Annotated in this window: 15 protein-coding genes; 10 read left to right on the top strand and 5 right to left on the bottom strand. The window is 70.1% G+C overall.

Going from position 1 to position 18,910, the window contains the following annotated elements:
• Positions 1-3: 3 nt before the first annotated feature.
• Both ASF23_RS14390 and ASF23_RS14395 read right to left on the bottom strand, forming a co-directional pair.
• A complete protein-coding gene (locus ASF23_RS14390) occupies positions 4-3,282 on the bottom strand; it encodes a glycoside hydrolase family 2 TIM barrel-domain containing protein (protein WP_055955083.1) in 3,279 nt (1,092 codons plus the stop codon).
• An 81-nt stretch (positions 3,283-3,363) separates the two neighbouring features.
• Entirely contained in the window at positions 3,364-4,506 is a 1,143-nt protein-coding gene (locus ASF23_RS14395) for an MFS transporter (RefSeq protein WP_055955087.1), read from the bottom strand.
• Positions 4,507-4,718: 212 nt separating this feature from the next.
• Between ASF23_RS14395 and ASF23_RS14400 the strand changes: the two genes are divergently transcribed.
• Complete coding sequence (locus ASF23_RS14400; RefSeq protein WP_055955089.1) at positions 4,719-5,423, top strand: GntR family transcriptional regulator; 705 nt, start codon at positions 4,719-4,721, stop codon at positions 5,421-5,423.
• A 120-nt stretch (positions 5,424-5,543) separates the two neighbouring features.
• Here ASF23_RS14400 and ASF23_RS14405 read toward each other — a convergent pair whose 3' ends face one another.
• Positions 5,544-6,344: a hypothetical protein gene (locus ASF23_RS14405; protein ID WP_055955092.1), complete on the bottom strand. Its 801-nt coding sequence runs from the start codon at positions 6,342-6,344 to the stop codon at positions 5,544-5,546.
• Positions 6,345-6,444: 100 nt separating this feature from the next.
• A complete protein-coding gene (locus tag ASF23_RS14410; protein WP_055955096.1) occupies positions 6,445-7,437 on the bottom strand; it encodes a hypothetical protein in 993 nt (330 codons plus the stop codon).
• A 107-nt stretch (positions 7,438-7,544) separates the two neighbouring features.
• Between ASF23_RS14410 and ASF23_RS14415 the strand changes: the two genes are divergently transcribed.
• The 6 genes from ASF23_RS14415 (at position 7,545) to galE (ending at position 14,112) form a co-directional block, all read left to right on the top strand.
• Positions 7,545-8,642 (top strand): ABC transporter ATP-binding protein, encoded by a 1,098-nt coding sequence (locus ASF23_RS14415; RefSeq protein ID WP_326999002.1) that lies wholly within the window; start codon positions 7,545-7,547, stop codon positions 8,640-8,642.
• 56 nt (positions 8,643-8,698) lie between these two features.
• The gene (locus tag ASF23_RS14420; RefSeq protein ID WP_055955100.1) at positions 8,699-9,907 is read left to right on the top strand and encodes an ABC transporter permease; all 1,209 of its coding nucleotides are present in this window, start codon (positions 8,699-8,701) and stop codon (positions 9,905-9,907) included.
• Positions 9,908-10,110: 203 nt separating this feature from the next.
• Entirely contained in the window at positions 10,111-11,019 is a 909-nt protein-coding gene (locus ASF23_RS14425) for an LCP family protein (RefSeq protein ID WP_055955103.1), read from the top strand.
• Positions 11,020-11,099: 80 nt separating this feature from the next.
• The gene (locus ASF23_RS14430; protein WP_055955107.1) at positions 11,100-12,521 is read left to right on the top strand and encodes a polysaccharide biosynthesis tyrosine autokinase; all 1,422 of its coding nucleotides are present in this window, start codon (positions 11,100-11,102) and stop codon (positions 12,519-12,521) included.
• Complete coding sequence (locus tag ASF23_RS14435) at positions 12,518-13,117, top strand: arsenate reductase/protein-tyrosine-phosphatase family protein (protein WP_055955109.1); 600 nt, start codon at positions 12,518-12,520, stop codon at positions 13,115-13,117. Before ASF23_RS14430 ends, ASF23_RS14435 begins: the two co-directional genes overlap by 4 nt.
• Before the next feature lie 23 nt (positions 13,118-13,140).
• The gene (gene galE / locus ASF23_RS14440; RefSeq protein ID WP_055955112.1) at positions 13,141-14,112 is read left to right on the top strand and encodes a UDP-glucose 4-epimerase GalE; all 972 of its coding nucleotides are present in this window, start codon (positions 13,141-13,143) and stop codon (positions 14,110-14,112) included.
• 121 nt (positions 14,113-14,233) lie between these two features.
• On the opposite strand, the gene ASF23_RS14445 is transcribed toward galE, so the two are convergent.
• Positions 14,234-15,472: a hypothetical protein gene (locus ASF23_RS14445; RefSeq protein WP_055955115.1), complete on the bottom strand. Its 1,239-nt coding sequence runs from the start codon at positions 15,470-15,472 to the stop codon at positions 14,234-14,236.
• Positions 15,473-15,573: 101 nt separating this feature from the next.
• On the opposite strand from ASF23_RS14445, the gene ASF23_RS14450 reads away from it, so the two are divergent.
• From ASF23_RS14450 to ASF23_RS14460, 3 genes are all read left to right on the top strand, one after another.
• Positions 15,574-16,344 (top strand): WecB/TagA/CpsF family glycosyltransferase, encoded by a 771-nt coding sequence (locus tag ASF23_RS14450; protein ID WP_055955118.1) that lies wholly within the window; start codon positions 15,574-15,576, stop codon positions 16,342-16,344.
• Between the two features lie 65 nt (positions 16,345-16,409).
• On the top strand, positions 16,410-17,444 hold the full coding sequence (locus ASF23_RS14455) for a glycosyltransferase family 4 protein (RefSeq protein ID WP_162236773.1): 1,035 nt from the start codon (positions 16,410-16,412) through the stop codon (positions 17,442-17,444).
• Entirely contained in the window at positions 17,441-18,730 is a 1,290-nt protein-coding gene (locus tag ASF23_RS14460) for an O-antigen ligase family protein (protein ID WP_055955123.1), read from the top strand. The genes ASF23_RS14455 and ASF23_RS14460 overlap by 4 nt, the downstream gene beginning before the upstream one ends.
• Positions 18,731-18,910: the final 180 nt, after the last annotated feature.

Consider the following 18,910-nt stretch of genomic DNA (forward strand, 5'->3'; position numbering starts at 1 on the left):
GGACTAGCCGAGCAGCACCTCCCACGACCGCCCCGACGGCCAGAGCTGGTGCTCCGGCAGCACGTCGAGCCCGCACGCCCGCGAGCCGAGCCCGTGCTGCGCGTCGTCCAGGTACAGGTGCAGCTGGTCCGACGGCGGGAGCTCGTGCGGGTGCGCCGCCCGCGTGATCTCCTGCGCCGTCCACCGCGAGAGCGTGAACCCGACACGATGTCCGGACTCGGTACCCGGTGCGGTCGTGGGCACTGTCGTCACCGTCAGGGGTCCGACCGACAGCGTCCGGAGCGACGGACGATGCCCGGTCTCCTGCGGCTTCGAGTACGGCACGCTCAACTCGTCGACGGTCGCGGAGAACCGGTCGACCCGGGCCGCGTCGGCGGAGTCCACGTACGACTCCGCGGGCCCTGTCCCGAACCACGTCACCGTCTCGGCGTCGAGCGATCCCGGCAGGTCGATCCGCACCCCGATCCTCGGCCACGTCCAGTTCCGCACCTGCATCGGCGGCCACGAGCGGTCGCGGTCGTCGATCCTCGGCCAGGTCTGGTCCGGCACCCCGTAGGGTGTCGCCTCGGTCCGGAGGAGGAGCCCCCGGTCGGTCAGCGTCCACCGGTGCACGACGTCGACCCCGGACCCGCTGTTCGCGGCGCTGACCCGGACGCGCTGCACGAGTCCGTCGTCCGTCCGTGACACGGACACCACGCGGTGCGAGAGCCGGTCGAGTCCCGCTGCCTCCCAGCGCTCCGCCGACGACGGAGCCGGCACCCCGAGACCGCCGGTCAGCACCGGGTCGGCGAGTTCGTAGGAGCCCTGCGACGCGCCGCGGTCGTTGTCGGTCGGTGCACGCCAGAGCTCGAGCCGCGGCCCGTCGACGGGCAGTCCGTTCCACGAGGCGAGCGACCCGAGTTCGGTGAACGTCGCGACGCCGAGTGCGTCGCCGTCCCACAGGGACCCACCGGAGGACGGCCTGGAGGCACGGGGCGCGTCCGGCAGGACCGCCGACACCGCCACCTGCCGCCGTGCGACCACGTGCCCGGTGTCCGCCCACGCCGTCGGTCCGGCGAGCTCGGCCGTCACGGTGAGGAACACCTCGCCCTCAGGTCCGCCGTCGGCCGTGAGCGCGACGACCTCGTCCGGGACCGGCACGGTGGCCGATCCGTGCGCGGGGACGATCCCGGGGGAGAGCCGTCCGGAAGCCACCTCGATGCCGTCCCGGGCGAGCGACCAGCAGAACCGCAGGCCCGAGGTCGACGCGGAGTGGAAGCGGTTCTCGACGAGGATCGTCCCGCCGGCGACGACCGCGGTCACGCCGATCCGGATCGGTGCCACGACGGCCGCGAACTCCAGGAGTCCGGGGGTCGGGGTGTCGTCGGGCAGCACGAGCCCGTCCATCACGAAGTTGCCGTCGTGCACGACCTCGTCGAAGTCGCCGCCGTAGCCGTAGAAGGGGGTGCCGTCCTCGGTGTGGGTGAGGAGCCCGTGGTCGCGCCACTCCCACACGAAGCCGCCGTGCAGTCGCGGGTACCGGTCGACGAGGTCCTCGTACTCCTTGATCTGGCCGGGTCCGTTCCCCATCGCGTGCACGTACTCGCAGTGGATGAACGGCTTCGAGCGCTGCCGGGCGGACTCGGCCGGCCCGCAGGCGAGCAGCGGCGTGAGCGGTCCGCCCCCGATCGACTCGGTCTCCTGGAGCGACGGGTACATCCGCGAGTAGACGTCGGTGTACTCGCCCGTGTAGTCGCCCTCGTAGTGCACCGGGCGCTCGGGGTCCCGACGGTGCACCCACTGGCTCATCGCGGCGAGGTTCCGGCCGGTGTGCGACTCGTTGCCGAGCGACCACATGACGATCGAGGCGTGGTTCTTGTCGCGCTCGACGGTGCGGGCGATCCGGTCGAGGTAGGCGTCCTCCCACGCGGGATCGTCCGACGGGTTCCCGATCCAGTCGACCGCGTCGAACCCGTGCGTCTCGAGGTCGCACTCCAGGATCACCCAGAAGCCGAGCTCGTCCGCCAGGTCGAGGACCCGGGGGTGCGGCGGGTAGTGCGACGTCCGGATGGCGTTGACGTTGTGCCGCTTCATGAGCGCCATGTCGGCCCGCGCGTGCGCCTCGTCGAAGACCCGGCCGCGGACGGGGTGCGTCTCGTGGCGGTTCACCCCGTGGAACACGACGCGCTCGCCGTTGACGAGGAACCGGTCCCCACGGATCTCGACGGTGCGGAACCCGATGCGGAGCGCGACCGTCTCGCCGACGGGACCGGACGGGGCGGACGCGCCCCCGGGCCTCCCGGCCGACGCACCGGACGCGCCCGACGCACCGGACGCGACCGACGCTGCCGACGCACCGGACGCGACCGTCGCACCCGACGCTGCCGACGCTGCCGACGCGCCGGACGCGACCGTCGCGTCGTACAGCCGCGGCTGCTCGGCGGTCCAGGCCTCGACCGCCTCGACCTCGATCGGCTCGACCTCATCCGCCGACGCCCACGTGACGTCGACCCCGAGCGCCGGCACCTGGAAGCGGATCGGGAAGACACCCTCGACGGCGGCGGTGATCACACCGCTCCCGGTCGACGGACGTCCGGACGCAGCGGTCCCCGCGTCGGCCGCGGACCCGAGCACGGGCGCCCAGGACGCGCGCACGAACACGTCCTCGACCGGCGCCTCGGGCCGGGCGAGGAGCGTGACGTCGCGGAAGATGCCGGGCAGCCACCACTGGTCCTGGTCCTCGATGTAGCTCGCCGCCGACCACTGGTGCACGCGGACCGCGATGTCGTTCGACCCGGGCCGGAGGAGCGACGTCACGTCGAACTCCGTGGCGAGCCGCGACCCCGTCGACCAGCCGACGAGCGCGCCGTTCACCCACACCCGGAAGTGCGACTCGACCCCGTCGAACCGCAGGAGCACACGCCCGGCACCCGATGCCGCGGCGTCGAACCCCGACGGCAGCTCGAAGGTCCGGCGGTAGTCGCCCGTCGGGTTCTCGTCCGGCGGGTGCGGCGCGTCGATCGGGAACGGGAACTGCACGTTCGTGTAGATCGGCGACCCGTGACCGTGCAGGACCCAGTGCGCGGGGACGGGGAGCGTGCCCCAGTCCTCGCCGTCGGCGTCCGCGTCGGGAGCGTCCATGTCGTCCGGGGCGTCGGCCACCGGGGACCAGCGGAACCGCCACTCCCCGTTCAGTGAGAGCGACGGAGCATCGGTGTGCAACCAGGCCCGCGGGGCGAGCCGTGACGCCGATCCAGGGGCCGTCGAGTGGAGGTCTGCACGTGCGGGAGAGGTCAGTGCCATGGGCGTCGGTCGTCCTTGATCGAGTGCGCCGCGGGCCATGTGCTCCGCGACGAGTGGGCCCCTGCCGGGGTGCTCCCAAGCCTAACGAGACTCTTCGTCCGTCGGTGGCACGATCGGCAACGCGAGCAGCGGCAGCGCGGCGACCACGAGGAAGCTCCCGGCGAACCCGAGCACACCGACGAGGGCTCCGACCCCCGGGCCGACGGCGCTCGCCGCGATGAACTGCCCGGTGTTCTGGGCCCCGAGTGCCCGACCGGACCAGAACGGCCCGGCGGCCTCGGCGACGCTCGTGTAGGCCAGGCCGTTGTCCGCCACGGTGACGGTCGTCGCGATGACGAGGAACACGGCGGCAGCGGCGAGATGGGTGGCGTCGACCAGGGCGAGCAACCCCATCACGACGGCGGCGGACACGGCGACCCAGCGGAGCGGCCCGACACGGGACCCGGCCCGGTCACTCCACACTCCGACGCCGATCCGTCCGAGTGCCCCGACGAACTGCGACGCCCCGACGAGGACCCCCGCACCGAGCGCCGACCACCCGAGGTCGCCGGTCAGCCAGACGAGTCCGTACGTCGAGAGTGTGAACTGCGGCACCACGAGCAGGATCGACACCGCGTGGATGCGCCAGAGGAACGACGACGACCGGTACGGACTGGTCGCCGCGTCGCCGGTCGGTCGCGTCGGTCTCGGCGGGTTCGCGATGCCGATCGCGCAGAGCACCGCGAGGACGACGGTGAGTGCGATCGGCAGCACGAGGGCGGCGCGGATGCCGTGCGCCTCGGCGATGGTCGGCACCGTCAGCGCGGCGATGGACACCCCGAGCGGCTGCGACATCTGCCGGATGCCCATCGCGAGCCCCCGGCGGTGCTTCGGGAACCAGCCGACGACGACCCTGCCGGATGCCGCGTTCGTCGAGGCACTCGTCATCCCCGCGAGCAGGAACGACAGGCCGAGCAGCACCGGGTCCCCGGCGCTCGCGAACGCGGCCAGGGTGGCGAGGGCGGTGAGCACCAGGCCCCCGGCGATCACGATCCGCTCCCCGATCCGGTCGGTGATCGCGCCCCAGGCGATGAGCGTCAGCACCATGCCGAACGTCGGTGCGCCGGCGAGCAGCCCCGCGGTCGCCAGCGGCACGCCCTCGGAGCGGAGGAGCGGGATCAGGAAGGCGGGTGCGGACACGACGAGGGTCCCGGCGGCCTGCGCCGCCACCCCGAGGGCGAGCATCGCCCACGCGCGAGCGCTCGAGACACGGTCTGGAGGCGCGGCTGCGGTCGACGTCACGGGTCGCCTTCCTGGGTGGGTCACGCCTCGGTGGGTCACGCCTCGGTGGGTCACGCCGGTTCCTCGGGGGTCACGCTGGCGCGCGCGCGGGGCACGTGATTGGTATACCAAAACGGTATACCATCTCGCGGGTCGCTCGGCTACGCTGATCGACCGTGACCGCACCGACCGACGCCGCACCCGTGTCGCAGACCGTGCAGCTCTACGACAACCTGCGTGCGGCGATCCTGACGCTCGAGCTCGCACCGGGGGAGCGGATCTCCGAGCGCGGCCTCGAGGCCCGGTTCCACGCTTCGAGGACCCCCGTCCGCGCAGCGCTGTCGCGGCTCGAACGCGAGGGGCTCATCCTCCACCAGGGACGCTCCTGGACCGTCACGCCGATCGACCTCGGCGAGATCGCCGCGCTCGCCGAACTCCGCGTGGTCCTCGAGCCCGCTGCTGCACGGCTCGCCGTCTCCCGGGCTCCGGCCGCTGAGCTCGATGCGGTCCGGGCGCATCTCGACGAGCTGCGCCCGACCCCCGACCAGGAGTCCGGTCTCCGGATGGGGAGCACGTTCCACCTCGACATGGCGGCGCTCGGCGGCAACCGGTTCCTCACCGAGACCGTCGCGGACGCGCTCACCCGGTTGGAACGGAGTCGGTGGCTCGAGGTCCGCACCGCCGAGGCCAGGGACGCCGCGTGGCAGGAGCACTCCGCGATCCTCGACGCCGTCGTGGCGCGGGACGCCGACCGCGCGGCCGAGCTCCTCGCGGCGCACGTCTCGGGGACGAACGACCGGCTCATGGCGTTCATCGCGCAGGAGCGTCGTCGTCTCCGGGGCGCGGGCATGGCGATCGTCGGAGAGTCCAGGCAGCCCTGAGCCCTGAGTACTGGGTCGGCCGGCGCGCCCGTCGGGTCGCCAGACACCACGACGCCCCCGGGGTGGTGCTCTCCGGGGGTGTCGTGATCGCGGACAGGTTCTCCCTCCGCCTGGCTGGACTCAGCCGACGCGGATGGTGAGCGTCCCGGCAGGGGACTGGACGCCGTTGCTCTCCTGCGTCACCGTCACGACGTTGTCGCCGAACTTCAAGCCTCGGAGGAACTGGAAGTTCATGCCGTTGCTGACGGGGATCTTCGAGGTGGTGCCGTTGGCGGTCACGACGAACCAGGTGCCCTTGACGTCCTGGCCATTGACGAGGATGGACGCGCCGGTGAGACCCTGCCGTTCGATGAGCGAGACGGACGGCGCCTTGGTCTTGTCGAACCCGTCGGCGAGGATCGGCCCGGCGGTGAAGCCGGGGTCGATCGGCCGCGAGGGGTCGACGCCGATGGCCGGGTTGGTCAGGTCGGTGTACTCGGAGCCGTTGAAGGCCGAGTCGTACGTCGTGGTGCCGGCGATGGTCGACACGCCATCGAGCTGCTGCGTGACCGTGACGGTGTTCTGGCCTTGCTTGAAGTTCTTGATGAACACGAAGGAGCCGCCGGTGTTGGACTGGATGCGCTGCGTTCGGCCGTTCACCTCGACGACGAACTCGGCCCCGCTGACGCGCTGACCGGAGAGGCTGAAGGACGCTTCCCCACGGAGCGGCCAGGACTCGATGAGGGCGACGGTCGGGGCCTTGCTCGGGTCGAGAGCGCTGGCCTGTGCGACGTTCGAGGCAACGGCGTTCTGACGTGCGGAACGGACGTCGGTGGACTGCGACGCGGTGTTCGGGGTGGCGGCGAACGCGCCGGCGGCAGGCACGGCGACGAGGCCGAATGCGAGACCTGCGATGACGGTGAGCTTGAGGGGGGTGTTCATGATGGTTCCTTTGTCTGCAGCAAGATCGCGCTGATCTCTGAAGTATTGGATACCGACTTGCGATGCTGCCGAGTGCGATGCCGCGAAGTCCCGGCCCGCATCACGGGGCGGGCGGGATGATCGCCACCGCCGGCCCGTAGTCGGCGACGGTGGTCGTGCTCTGCACCGTGCCGTCGGGTGCCGTCTGCCGGATCGTGATCGTGTGGGCGCCAGCGCCGATGGCCGTGATCTCGGTCCGCCATGCCCCGTCGCGGACGACGAGAGGACCGGCGATCACGGCGTCCCCCACGAGCAGATCGATGGTGGACCCGGTGACTCCCGTCCCGCTCACGACGGCGTTCTCCGTGACGTCCGCGGAGAAGGACACGGTGCCGGACAGCGCAGGGTCGTTCGGTGGCTCCTCAGAGGTGATCTGCGAGAGCGGGACACCGCGGACGTCGAACTCCGTTCGTCCGAGATCGACGCGGAGGGAATCGGTCCCGAGGGCTCCGGCTGCGATGCCCAGTTCCCATGTACCGTCCGGGCGGACCTGGCTGGTGCCGTACTCGGTGAACTGCAGGGCGCGGCTGACGTGCACCGTGGCCCCCTGCGGCGCACTCCCGTGGACGCGGACCGATCCGTCGGCCGCGCGGACGCCGTACGCGGTGAAGCCTGATCCGGTTCCGACCGTCGCGGTCAAGGTCGGGGCGGTGGCGAGTTCGACGAGGTTGAACTGGTCGTTGTTGTACAGCTCGACGGAGATGGTGTTCATACCGGGTCGGAGTGCCGGGGTCGTCGCAGTCCACGATCCCGACCCGCTCACATCGACGATCTGTGTGTCGTTGATGATCGCCCATGCGCCGGGCCCGGTGAACGTGGCCGTGCCCGAGATCGTGGCGGTCATCGCAGTCTGGTCGACGCTGTCGAGTCGCGCCGTGATCGACTCGCCCGCCTCCGGCCGTGTCTCGCTCGTCGAGACGCTCCTGGTCGAACCACTGGTCGAGTCGGAATGCGAGGTCGGGACGGACGGCTGCGACGCGGCGAACGCGACGGCAGGGGTGATGATCGCGATCCCGAGGCCGACGAGCAGCGCACCGCGGAGGTATGAGTTCATGCACCCATGATCCCTGAGTGAAATATTGTTCTTGTGCATGTGATGTCACTGCGATGTCGGGTGCTGTCGGTAGGATCGGCCCCCACCGTCTCCCGAAAGGAGCCCCCGTGTCCGGAGCCGTCATCGCCGTGCGCGACTTCGTGATGCGCTTCGGCGACCGTGACGTCGTCGACCATCTGTCCTTCGACGTCGCCGCGGGCGAGACCTTCGGGCTCCTCGGCAGCAACGGCTCCGGCAAGACGACGACGATCCGCGCGCTGCTCGGCATCACCGAGCCGACGTCCGGCACGCTGACGATCGACGGCGAGCGCTACCGGGCGAGCGCCGGTGGTGGCATCGGCTACCTGCCCGAGGAGCGCGGGCTCTACCGCAAGGAGACCGTGCTCGACGTCATGGCGTACTTCGCGCGGCTCAAGGGCATGTCCTCGCGGCACGCCGTCACGTGGTCGCAGGCGTACCTCGAGCGGGTCGGGCTCGCGGACAAGGGCCGGCTCCGCGTCGACAAGCTCTCCGGCGGACAGCAGCAGAAGGTACAGCTCGGCATCACGATCATGGACCGACCGCGTCTGATGATCCTCGACGAGCCGACGAAGGGCCTCGACCCGGTCAACCGGCGGCTGCTCCTCGACCTCGTCGACGAGCGCAAGGCCGACGGCGCGACGGTGGTGCTCGTCACGCACCACATGGACGAGGTCGAGCGGCTCTGCGACCGGATCCTCCTCCTCAAGGACGGCAACGCCGCCGCCTACGGAACCATCCCCGAGGTGCAGGACGCCTTCGGCGGTGCCGTCGCACGGGTGCACTGCAGCGGTGAGGTCCCGCCGAGCCCGCTCTACACGATCACCCGGCAGGAGGGCCGTGTCGCCGACCTCGTGCCGACGGCACCGACCGACGGCGCGGACATCCTCGCCAGCCTGGTGGCCGCAGGCGTCGGCGTCACCGGCTTCGAGATGCGGCGGATCCCCCTCGACGAGATCTTCGTGCAGGTGTACGGCCACGACGCCGAGGTCGACGCGCTGCGGGCAGAGGGCGCGCGTCCGCCAGGCGGCTCGCCGCCGGCACGCGGTGACGACGAACAGCCGGGAGGCGCGACTCGCCATCCCGGGGACGCGAGCGTCAACGACGGGGCCGGGTCGGGCCTCCCGTCCGGTTCCGCGACGTCGGCGGACGCGACCGCGCCGTCCGAGACCGAGGTGTCCCGATGAGCCGCGGTCGTCGGGGTGGTTCGGGACGGCGCGCTGGCTCGGGCCGGCTGGGGACGGTGGTCCGGTTCGAGTTCGTCCGGGCGATCAAGAAGCCCTCGTTCTGGATCGGGACCCTCGCCCTGCCACTGCTCATCGTCGTCGTGGGGGTGCTCGTCGGGGTCGGGAACGCCGCCGGTGCGGACTCCGTCACCACGAGCTCGAGCGCGGCGAAGGTGCCGTTCGAGTACGTCGACCACTCGGGTCTCGTCTCGCCCCGCGTCGCCGCACGGTGGGGTGGGACACCGGTCGAGGACGCCACGGCCGCGATCGCGAAGGTCCGGGCGGGTGAACTCGACGCGTTCGTGGACTACCCGGAGTCGCCGTCCTCGCAGTCCATCGAGGTCGCCGCGAAGGACGACGGCCTGTTCGCGAACGCCAAGTACGGCAACCTCGCGACGAAGGTCCTCGAGGCGAGCGTGGCCGCCAAGGTCGGCGATCCGCAGGCCGTGAAGCTGCTGCAGGTCACCCCGGACACCACCATCACCGCGTACTCCGGCGGCAAGACGGCGTCCGGGTGGGCGTCGATCATCCCGCCGCTGCTGTTCGCCGCGGCGTTCTTCGGGCTTGTCCTGCTGCTTGCCGCACGCATGGTGACGGTGGTGGTCGAGGAGAAGGAGAACCGCATCTCCGAGATGATCCTGACGACGCTCGACGCCACCGTGCTCGTCCGAGGCAAGGTCATCGCGATGCTGCTCGTCGGGCTCGTGCAGTCCGCGGTCTTCATGATCCCCGCGCTCGGCACGGTCGGTCTCGTCCTGCCGCTGCTCTCCCGCTCGGTCGGTCCGATCCCGGTCGACCCGTGGCGGATGGTGGTCGGTGCGCTCCTGCTCGTGGGCGGTGTGCTCCTGGCATCGTCGCTGTTCGTCACCGTCGGGGCCGCCGTCCCGACGATCAAGGACGCCAGCGCCCTGCAGTCCGTGGCGCTGTTCTCCGTGCTGATCCCGCTCTACGCCGCGTTCTTCGTGCTCACCAACCCGCACTCGCCGATCACCGCGGTCTTCACGTACTTCCCGACGTTCACACCCGTCACCGCGATGCTCCGGAACGCCGTCGGGACCCTGTCCCCGCTCGAGTCCGTGGTCTGCATCGTGGAGCTCTTCGTCGTGGCGTTCCTCGTGCTGCAGTTCGCGACGTTCCTGTTCCGGCACTCGGTGGCGCAGTACGGCTCGAAGGTGTCGTGGCGGCAGGTGCGGGCGTGGCGTCGCTCTGCCGGCGGCTCGGTGTGATACTTGTATTTCATCTATGATTTGATATATTTGTAGCAGGCCCTCCCGGCCTGCAGCCTTCTCCGATCCGGACGCTGCTCTTCCGGATCCCAGGAGCAGACATGTCACACGGACGCCGTAGGCTCGAACGTCCCAGTCGTCGACGTAGGACGCTCATCGGTGCAATCATCGCTCTGGGATCGCTCCTCGGGGTGGCTCTGGTCTTGAGCATCGTCTCGTCGCTGTTCGTCGGGAACCTCGTGAGCGCCTACGACTCACGGTCGACCAAGGTGCACCACGCGATCCCGACGACGAATCGTCCCGCCCCGCTCGACTCGACAGCGATGAACATCCTGCTCATCGGATCGGACTCGCGCGCCCGCCTCAGCCCGGACGGCGACCACCCTGCGGGGAGTCGTGCCGACGCGCTGATGCTCGTCCATCTGGATGCCGACCGCAAGGCGGTGTTCGTGATGTCGATCATGCGCGACTCGTGGGTCGACATCCCGGGGTACGGAATGGCCAAGATCAACGCTGCGTACAGCCTGGGTGGGATCCCGCTCACCGTGCAGACGGTCGAGCGACTCGTGGACGTCCCCATCGACCACGTCGCCGAGATCGACTTCCAGGGGTTCCGGGACATGACGAACGCGCTCGGCGGGGTGACGGTCGACTCCACCTACGGGTTCGATGCCCGAGGGCACCGCATCGTCCCCGGGGCGAATGAGCTCGACGGTGACGCAGCTCTGGCGTTCGTCCGAGAGCGGTACGCCTTCCCGGACGCGGACCACCAGCGCGTCCGGAACCAGCAGGCGTTCATCCGCGGGCTCGTCGCCGGTGTGATCAGCCGAGGGACACTGACGAACCCGGGCCGCATCGCGGACTTCGTCACGGCGACGAGTTCGTCGCTGACGATCGACTCGGGGCTCACGTTCCGCACCCTGGCGGACATCGGGTGGAGCCTCCGACACCTGACGGCGGACGACCTGACGACCTTCACGATGCCCGTGGCGGGTGGCGGCACGTCGGCGGACGGCCAGTCGTACGTCTCGGTGGACGAGGGCGCACAGGACTCGCTCCGGGCCGCGCTCCGCTCCGACGGTCTCGGTGCGTGGCTCGCTGCTCGCTCCTGATCATGACTGTCACATTGATATTGCATGTGATATTCTGACTACAGCAGCACAACCCGCTCGCGCTCCCGGAAGGTCACCCCTTGGATCTCATCGACTACGCTCACGTCCTCCGCAAGAACCTGTTGCTCCTGATCGCGACGACCCTCGTCGGCATGGGCGCCGCGGGTGGCATCGCCGCCGCGCAGACGCCGACGTTCACCGCCACGACCGAGCTGTACGTCTCGGTGCGGTTCGGGAGCGAGGTCGCGAGCGTGGAGCTCGCCGACGGTTCCGCCTTCGCACGGCAGGCGGTCCTGTCGTTCATCGACGTGGTGGACAGCGAAGTCGTGCTCGGCCGGGCCGAGAAGAACCTCGACTTCCCCGCGAGCACGGCTGACTTGGCGAAGGTCGTCCGAGCGAGTTCACCCGCGAACACGGTCGTCGTCGAGATCGCGGCGGACGACGCGGATCCTGCACATGCCGCCGCGATCGCGAACGCGGTGGGCAAGGCCCTCGCGGAGACGATCCAGGAGGACCTGGAGGCCCCTGCCGGGGGTGGTCCGTCGCGGATCAACGTGAAGACGATCCAACCCGCTCCCGTCCCCTCGATCCCGAGTGCTCCGGAGGTCGAACTCATGATCGCCATCGGGGCTGCGCTGGGACTCGCGCTCGGTGTCACGGCAGCGATGCTGCGAACCGTGCTCGACACCCGCATCCGCAGGGCCAGCGATCTCGAGGAGGCGACCAGACTGCCGATCCTCGGCACGATCGGCTTCGACCCGGACGCCGCGGTCCGACCCCTGGTCGTGCACGAGGAACCTCGCAGCCCGAAGGCCGAGGCGTTCCGGCGGCTCCGCACGAGCCTGCAGTTCCTGAACGTCGGGGATTCACCGAACACGTTCCTCGTCACCAGCTCGACACCGAGCGAGGGCAAGACCTACATGTCGGCGAACATCGCGCTCGCCCTCGCCGAGACCGGTGCCAGCGTGGTCCTCGTCGACGCCGACCTCCGACGACCACGTGTCGCCCAGCGGTTCGGCGTCGAGGGGGGTGCCGGCCTCACCGACCTGCTGATCGGCCGTGCCGAGTTCGAGGACGTGATCCAGCCCTGGGGAACGGGCGGTCTCAGCCTCCTCGCGTCCGGACGCGTTCCGCCGAATCCGAGCGAGTTGCTCGGATCCGTCGCGATGGAAGAGACCGTCCGCGCGCTCGAAGCCGCGTTCGACTACGTCGTGATCGACGCGCCACCCGTGCTCGTCGTGACCGATGCCACCGTGCTCAGCCGACTCGCTGGCGTCCTGCTCGTGGCTGCAGCGAACAAGGTCCGGAAGCCAGAGCTCGTCGCAGCACTCCGTGTCCTCGAGGGGGTGAGCGCGACGGTGCACGGCGCCGTCGCCACCATGCTCCCCTCGCGCGGACCCGATGCGGACGCCTACGCGGAGCACCTCTACTACGGCGAGGACGCCGAGATCGCAGCCGCCCCGGTGACGCGCGGCCGCGCCAGGCGCGGGGTCCGCGCATGACGACGAGCGATCTCGACGCCTCCCTTCGTGTGCTCGTCGTCTGCACTGGCAACGTGTGCCGGTCACCCCTGACCGCACAGCTGCTCCGTCAAGCGGTGCGTGACCTGCCTGTCGTCGTCGACTCGGCCGGAACCGGAGCGCTCGTCGGCGAGCCGATGCCGCCCGAGTCGCTGCGGATCGCCGCCGACCTGGACCTCGACGATGCGCCCTGGCACCGGGGGGCTCAGCTCGCCCGGCAGTCCATCGCCGCAGCGGACCTCGTCCTCACGGCAACCCGGTCGCACCGTCGGTTCGTCGCAGAGACCGAACCGCGCGCCGTTCGCTACACCTTCACGATCCGCGAGTTCAGCCGACTCGTCGACACCTCCGCTCCCGGTCCTCGACGCGGCGGGACGACGGCACGAGAGCGGTTCGCGAACGCGGTCCGAGCCGTTGCGGCGAGTCGTGCGTCCGTGCGTCAGAACGTGCGGCACGACGACGACCTCCTCGATCCGTTCCGGCAGGCCACGCACGTCTACGAGCAGTCCGCCCGCGAGATCACGGACGCTCTGCCGCCCATCGTCGCGAGCCTCCGCTCGGTATTCATCCAGCCCTGACCACGATCACATCCGGAGGCTTCATGTCGCTCCTCATCACCGGGGGTGCCGGGTACATCGGCTCCCACGTCGTCGATCTCCTCGAACAGCGGGGTGAACGGGTCGTCGTCCTCGACGACCTGTCCTCAGGCGTGGCCGATCGGCTGCGCGCACCACTCAACAGGTGCGATCTCGCCGCACCCCACGCCGGCTTCGAGGTGGCGGCGATGATGCGGGCGCACCACGTGACCGGGGTCGTGCACCTCGCCGCGCTCAAGGACGTCGGAGAGTCGATGGCCGACCCCGAATCCTACTGGCGGGTCAACGTGCACGGCCTCGGCACCCTCCTCTCCGCGATGCGTACCGTCGGCGTGCGGGACCTCGTCTTCTCGTCATCCGCGGCCGTGTACGGCGACGCAGACGGCGCAGCCGTCTCCGAGGACGGACCGTGCGCCCCCATGAACCCCTACGGAGAGTCGAAGCTCGTCGGCGAGTGGATGCTCGCAGCAGCGGCGCGGGCATGGGGGCTCCGGTACGCCGCCCTCCGGTACTTCAACGTCGCGGGGTCCGGGTCGCCCGAGCTGGCCGATCGCGGTCGGAAGAACCTGATCCCGATCATCATCGACGAGATCCGGAACGGTCGCTCCCCGCAGGTGTTCGGCACCGGCCACGGAACCCGCGACGGGTCCTGCGTGCGTGACTACGTGCACGTGCTGGACCTCGCGAACGCACACCTCGACGCCCTCGACGCGATCTGCTCGGGCCGGTTCACCGGGGGCGCCGTCAACATCGGATCCGGCACCGGAGCGACGGTGCTCGAGGTGGTCCGAGCGGTCGGTGCCGAGCTCGGGACCACCGTCTCGCCCATCGTCGTCGAGGCACGGGCGGGCGATCCCGCGGCCCTCGTCGCCGATGTGTCCCGCGCTGCGGACGTCCTCGGGTGGCACCCGCTGCTCGGACTCGACCGTATCGTCGAGTCCGCCGTGGCAGGGACGCTGGCCACCGCCACGGCCTGATGTCGGCCCGGTCGGGCCATCGACGAAGACCCCCGGTCATCCATGAACCACGGATCACCGGGGGTCTTCGTCGTCCCCGGCCCGCGACGCCTGGTCGGCCATCCGGAACGCACCGGGCGCCTCAGACGCGTGCGACCTTCGTCCACCGAGTGAGGGCGTGGACCGCGGCGGATCCGGCCCAGATGCCGGAGACCACGAACACCGCTGCGGCCGTCGCGAGGCCGACGCCGTCGATCAGGACGAACATCGCCGCGTTCGAGACGACGAGGACCACCATCCGCACGATCATGAGCTCCATGTTCGATCGCCGGTACCGCATGAACGAGGTGATGACCGACGCGCCCCAGAGCGCTGACGTCAGCACGCATGCACCGGTGATGAACGGTGCGGCCGCATCGAGCTTCCCGATCCCGAGCTGCGGGAGCACGACCGTCGCTGCGGCCGTGGCGACGACACCCACCGCCGCACTCGCGACGAGGGAGCCGATGACGGTGGCGAACGGCAGTCGGAGGGAGCGCGCTCGCCGGTCGAGTTCGGATCCCTCGGTGAGGATCGCATCGCGCCGCAGGCGCCGGATGATCACCGGCGACAGCCCCGCCTGCAGCACCTGCAACGGCCCGGCGAACAACGTGAGACACGTGCGGAACGCGCCGGCGTCCGCGATCCCGGACGCCACGCCGATGACGACCATCGTGAGCGTCGTGGCGAGCGCGAGCAGCACTTGGTCGAGGGCGAGGAAGGGCATTTCGCGACGGTGTGCAGCGAGGTACTGCGAGACCGTCCACGGGGTGCCCGCGCGCCCGGAGCGCAGGAGGGCGGCGGTCCCGAGGCTGTACGCCACCAGCATCGTCGACGCGAGGACGGCAGCAGCATCCGTTCGACCGAAGGACGCGATGACGCACCCCACCACGAGAGCGATCATCAAGCTGCCGTCCGCGAGGACGACGCGCCCCCACCGCCCTCCCGCGATCTCCACGGCTCGTGCGGTGTCGTACGACACGAACGGGAACAGTGCCAAGCCGAGGAGCATCCCCGGCAGCGGCATGCCGAGTGCCGATCCAGCAATGCAGGGAGCGAGCGAAGCCGGGAGCGCGACCGCGCACGAGACCGTCATCGCCGCGCGCCGAGCATCTCGGGAGCCCTGGCGATCACCCGACAAGTAGACGAGCAGCGGGAGGTTGCCGAAGCCGCGGACGAACGCCGCAGCAACGAAGAAGACCGCCAGGATCGTGGCGAGTTTGCCCCAGGCCGTCGGTGCGAGCGCCAGGGTCCCCGCGAGGGTGACGGTCATCTGGCCGAGGCTGAGGAGCCCCTGGGCCACGAGCGGGAGCGTGGCTGCGGCTGCGGTGTGACGGCGCACTTCGCCTCCAGTCGTTCTCAGATCGCAGCACGACTTGGTGTCGGCTTCTGCACATGTGATATTCTAGCATTCGAAATTGTTACTCGACGGATGGATGACTCATGGGCTTCGACACACTGGACCGGACGACCGTCGCGGGACTCCCGATCATCGTCGCGGACCGCCCGACCGCGATCGCTCAGATCGTCGCCGTCGCGAAGTCCGGGGGGGCCGGCGACGTCCATCTCGCGAACTCGTACGTGGTTTCCCTGGCGCACCGACGATCCGGCTACCACGACCTGCTCCGCACCGGTGCCGCGATCTACCCCGATGGCAAGCCACTCACCTGGGTGTCCCGGGTGCTCCCCGGAGCGAATCTGCACCAGGTCCGTGGTCCGTCGCTGTTCCCGGATCTGATGGACGTCGGTCGGTCATCGGGTGTCCGGCACTACCTCTTCGGCAACACCGACGTGGTGCTCGACGAGCTCACCGCCGAGCTCGAACGGCGCTACCCCGGCGTCGAGATCGTGGGTCGGCAGAGATCGCACTTCCGGCCGCTGACTGCCGCCGAGCAGACGACGCTCGACGCGGACATCCGCAGGACCGAACCGGACATCGTCTGGGTCGGACTCGGGACTCCGCTCCAGAACCTGGAAGCGCGACGGATCTCGGACGAACTCGGCAAGGTCGCCATCTGCGTCGGGGCGGCGTTCGACTTCGTCGCCGGGACCATTCCAGCCGCCCCGGAGTGGATGACCCGGCTCGGTGTCGAGTGGTGCTTCCGCCTCGCGCTCGAGCCTCGACGCCTCTGGAAGCGCTACCTCGTCGGCAACGCGGTGTTCCTCCGCGCGTCACTCCTGCCGCGACGCACCTCCAGGGTCGGGTCACGATGACCGGCCGGCCTCCCCGCCTCGCTGTGATCAGCCAGGTTCCCCCGCCCGTCCACGGGCAGGCGGTCATGACCGTGCGGTTCCTGGAGGCAGTCGAGGAGCTCGGACACCCGGTTCGTTTCGTCGACCGTCGCTTCAGCCGGACGGTGGACGAGGTCGGTGCCCCCTCGATCCGCAAGGCCGCGGCGGCCGCGGGCCTGCTCCTCCGTACGTTCCGAACCGTTCTGACATGGCGCCCGACGGTGACCGTGTTCTTCGTCACGACGCGACCGATCTCGTTCATCGTCGACTGGGCCCTGAGCGAGGTGCTCCGCCTCGGGCGCGGTCGCCGGGTGTTCTACGTGCACTCCGTCGGGTTCGTCGCACTCGCGCGCCGGAACGCCGTGTGGCGGTCACTCGTCCGACGGTTCCTCGGTTCCGCCTCGCAGGTCGTCTGTCTCGGTCCCTCGCTCACGTCCGACGTCCTGCCGTTCGTGCGGACGGATCGAGTGCAGTGCATCCCGAACACCCCCGGGTCCGTCCCCGGACCTGCGTCAGCGGCCTCGGACACCGCGACAGTCCTCTTCATGTCGAACTTCATCGCGGGCAAGGGTGCTGACGTCTTCGCACGGATCGCGGGACTCCTCGCGGCTCGTGACGATGCGTGGCGCTTCGTGATGGCGGGACACGCGGGCGACGACGCGACCGCCGCGGTCATCGACGACGCGGTCGCATCGAGCGGTGTCGCGGGCGCGCTCGACCGCCCCGGTGCCCTCGGCGGCGCGGCCAAGTGGGCGGCGCTCCGCGGAGCGCGGTGCCTGGCATTCACGTCCGAGCTGACCGAGGCGCAACCGCTGACCATCATCGAGGCGCTGGCGAGCGGGACCCCGGTCGTCGCGTTCCGCCTCGGCGGGATACCCGACATCGTCCAGGACGGTGTCAACGGGTTCCTCGTCGAGCCCGGTGACGAGGCCGGGTTCGCAGATCGCGTCGCGATGCTCCTCACCGACGACGATCTCCGCGCCGGGATGTCGCACGCCGCTCGCGCGCGGTTCGAGGGGCAGCACTCGGCCACGGAGTTCGCCTCCCACTGGGGTCGACTCATCGGCGAGGTCACCGCATGACCGCGAACCTCGACACCCGCCTCCGCGCGAACACCGTCGTTCGTCGTGCACGGGTCCGAGGGGGCTCTCGCCAAGTCCGCACCTCGCTGCCGCTCATCGGGTACGCAGCAGTGTTCTTCGGCCTCACGATCGACGTCGCGAGCCGGATCTCTGTCGGTCCCGTCAGCCTCTCGGCTCTCATCTGCGTCGGGATCGCGGCCGCGCTGTTCGCGCTGGCACCGGTCGTCGTCGCACAACCGAGGCTGTCCGGCATTCCGCTCCCGATGCTCCTCTTCCTCCTGTACACCACGCTCCGCGCACTGCTCCTGCCGACCATCGACGGCTTCCAGAACCTCTCGATCTACGCGATGTTCGTCCTGGGCATCGGGTTCGCAGCGCGCGTGTCGTCGATCGAGCGCGCCGGCAAGATCCTCCGCGTCTTCACGACCGTCGGTGTCGTCACGAGCCTCGTGTACGTCGCCGGGATCGCAATCGGGGTCGAGACGTTCCAGGCCAGGTCGTTCGCCCTGACCGCGCTCGTGCTCCTCGCAGCTGCGGTGACTCTCCCGAAGCAGGGGTTGTTCGGAGGTCTCGCCCCGTTCCTCATCGTCGCCGTGATCGTGGCATCGTTGTCGAGGACCGCATCCGTGATCGCGCTCCTCGTCCTCGTGGGGCTCGCGGTCCGGCTCCGGCACGGTCAGCGCCTGCCGCTGGCATTCGCAGGCATCTTCGGTGCCGTGGGATCGCTCGTCGCCCTCCTGATCGTGTACCCGCCCTTCCGCGACCGCTTCCTCGGTGGCGACGGTGGCGCTGCGGTCGGCGGACTCGTGCTCAACACCTCGGGCCGGAGCGCGATCTGGGACCGGCTCCTCACCGATGCGAACGAGGCGCCGATCTTCGGCAAGGGCGTCGGGAGTTCCGTCGAGTTCATCACGACGGCGTTCCACGCAGAGGTGGAGCAACCGCACAACGACTACTTCCGGATCTACCACGATCTCGGTGTCGTCGGGCTCCTCCTGTTCGGCCTCGGTGTGACCACGCTGATCGCCCGGATCATCCGCAGGGCCAAGGAGACCGACGCCCCGGTGCACTGGGCCGCGCTGTTCGCGTTCACCGCGATCCTGCTCGCAGCCTCCACGGACAACGTCATCGTGTACGCATACGTCATGCTGCCGCTCGCGCTCCTCATCGGCACCTCGATCGGGCTGCCCGACGAGACTCCGGGTCGGAGGACCCTGCTGCACCCGGAGCGCGGACGCGGCGACGGTGCGGCGACCGTTGCGCTGTCCTCGATGCCCAGGACGTAGGCGCTCCGGGAGGCGGAGCTCGAGATCACGACCGTCACCGGTGCGTGGGCGTCACTCGTCGCGCGGGTCGTGTGGTGGACGGCGACCGCCGATGGATCCTGCCCCGACACCGGGATCAGCTGGTAGCCGAGCTGTCGAACGTGCACCGCTGCTCGCCGACGAGAGGACTCCTTCGGTTCG

It is taken from the genome of Curtobacterium sp. Leaf261 (genome assembly GCF_001422205.1).
Taxonomy (GTDB): domain Bacteria; phylum Actinomycetota; class Actinomycetes; order Actinomycetales; family Microbacteriaceae; genus Curtobacterium.

What these genes read in the sequence shown, in the direction of transcription:
- ASF23_RS14390 (WP_055955083.1), bottom strand. Translation starts at nt 3,282, where the DNA reads ATGGCACTGACCTCTCCCGCACGTGCAGACCTCCACTCGACGGCCCCT.
- ASF23_RS14395 (WP_055955087.1), bottom strand. Translation starts at nt 4,506, where the DNA reads ATGCTCGCCCTCGGGGTGGCGGCGCAGGCCGCCGGGACCCTCGTCGTG.
- ASF23_RS14405 (WP_055955092.1), bottom strand. Translation starts at nt 6,344, where the DNA reads ATGAACACCCCCCTCAAGCTCACCGTCATCGCAGGTCTCGCATTCGGC.
- ASF23_RS14410 (WP_055955096.1), bottom strand. Translation starts at nt 7,437, where the DNA reads ATGAACTCATACCTCCGCGGTGCGCTGCTCGTCGGCCTCGGGATCGCG.
- ASF23_RS14435 (WP_055955109.1), top strand. Translation starts at nt 12,518, where the DNA reads ATGACGACGAGCGATCTCGACGCCTCCCTTCGTGTGCTCGTCGTCTGC.
- galE (WP_055955112.1), top strand. Translation starts at nt 13,141, where the DNA reads ATGTCGCTCCTCATCACCGGGGGTGCCGGGTACATCGGCTCCCACGTC.
- ASF23_RS14450 (WP_055955118.1), top strand. Translation starts at nt 15,574, where the DNA reads ATGGGCTTCGACACACTGGACCGGACGACCGTCGCGGGACTCCCGATC.
- ASF23_RS14455 (WP_162236773.1), top strand. Translation starts at nt 16,410, where the DNA reads ATGACCGTGCGGTTCCTGGAGGCAGTCGAGGAGCTCGGACACCCGGTT.
- ASF23_RS14460 (WP_055955123.1), top strand. Translation starts at nt 17,441, where the DNA reads ATGACCGCGAACCTCGACACCCGCCTCCGCGCGAACACCGTCGTTCGT.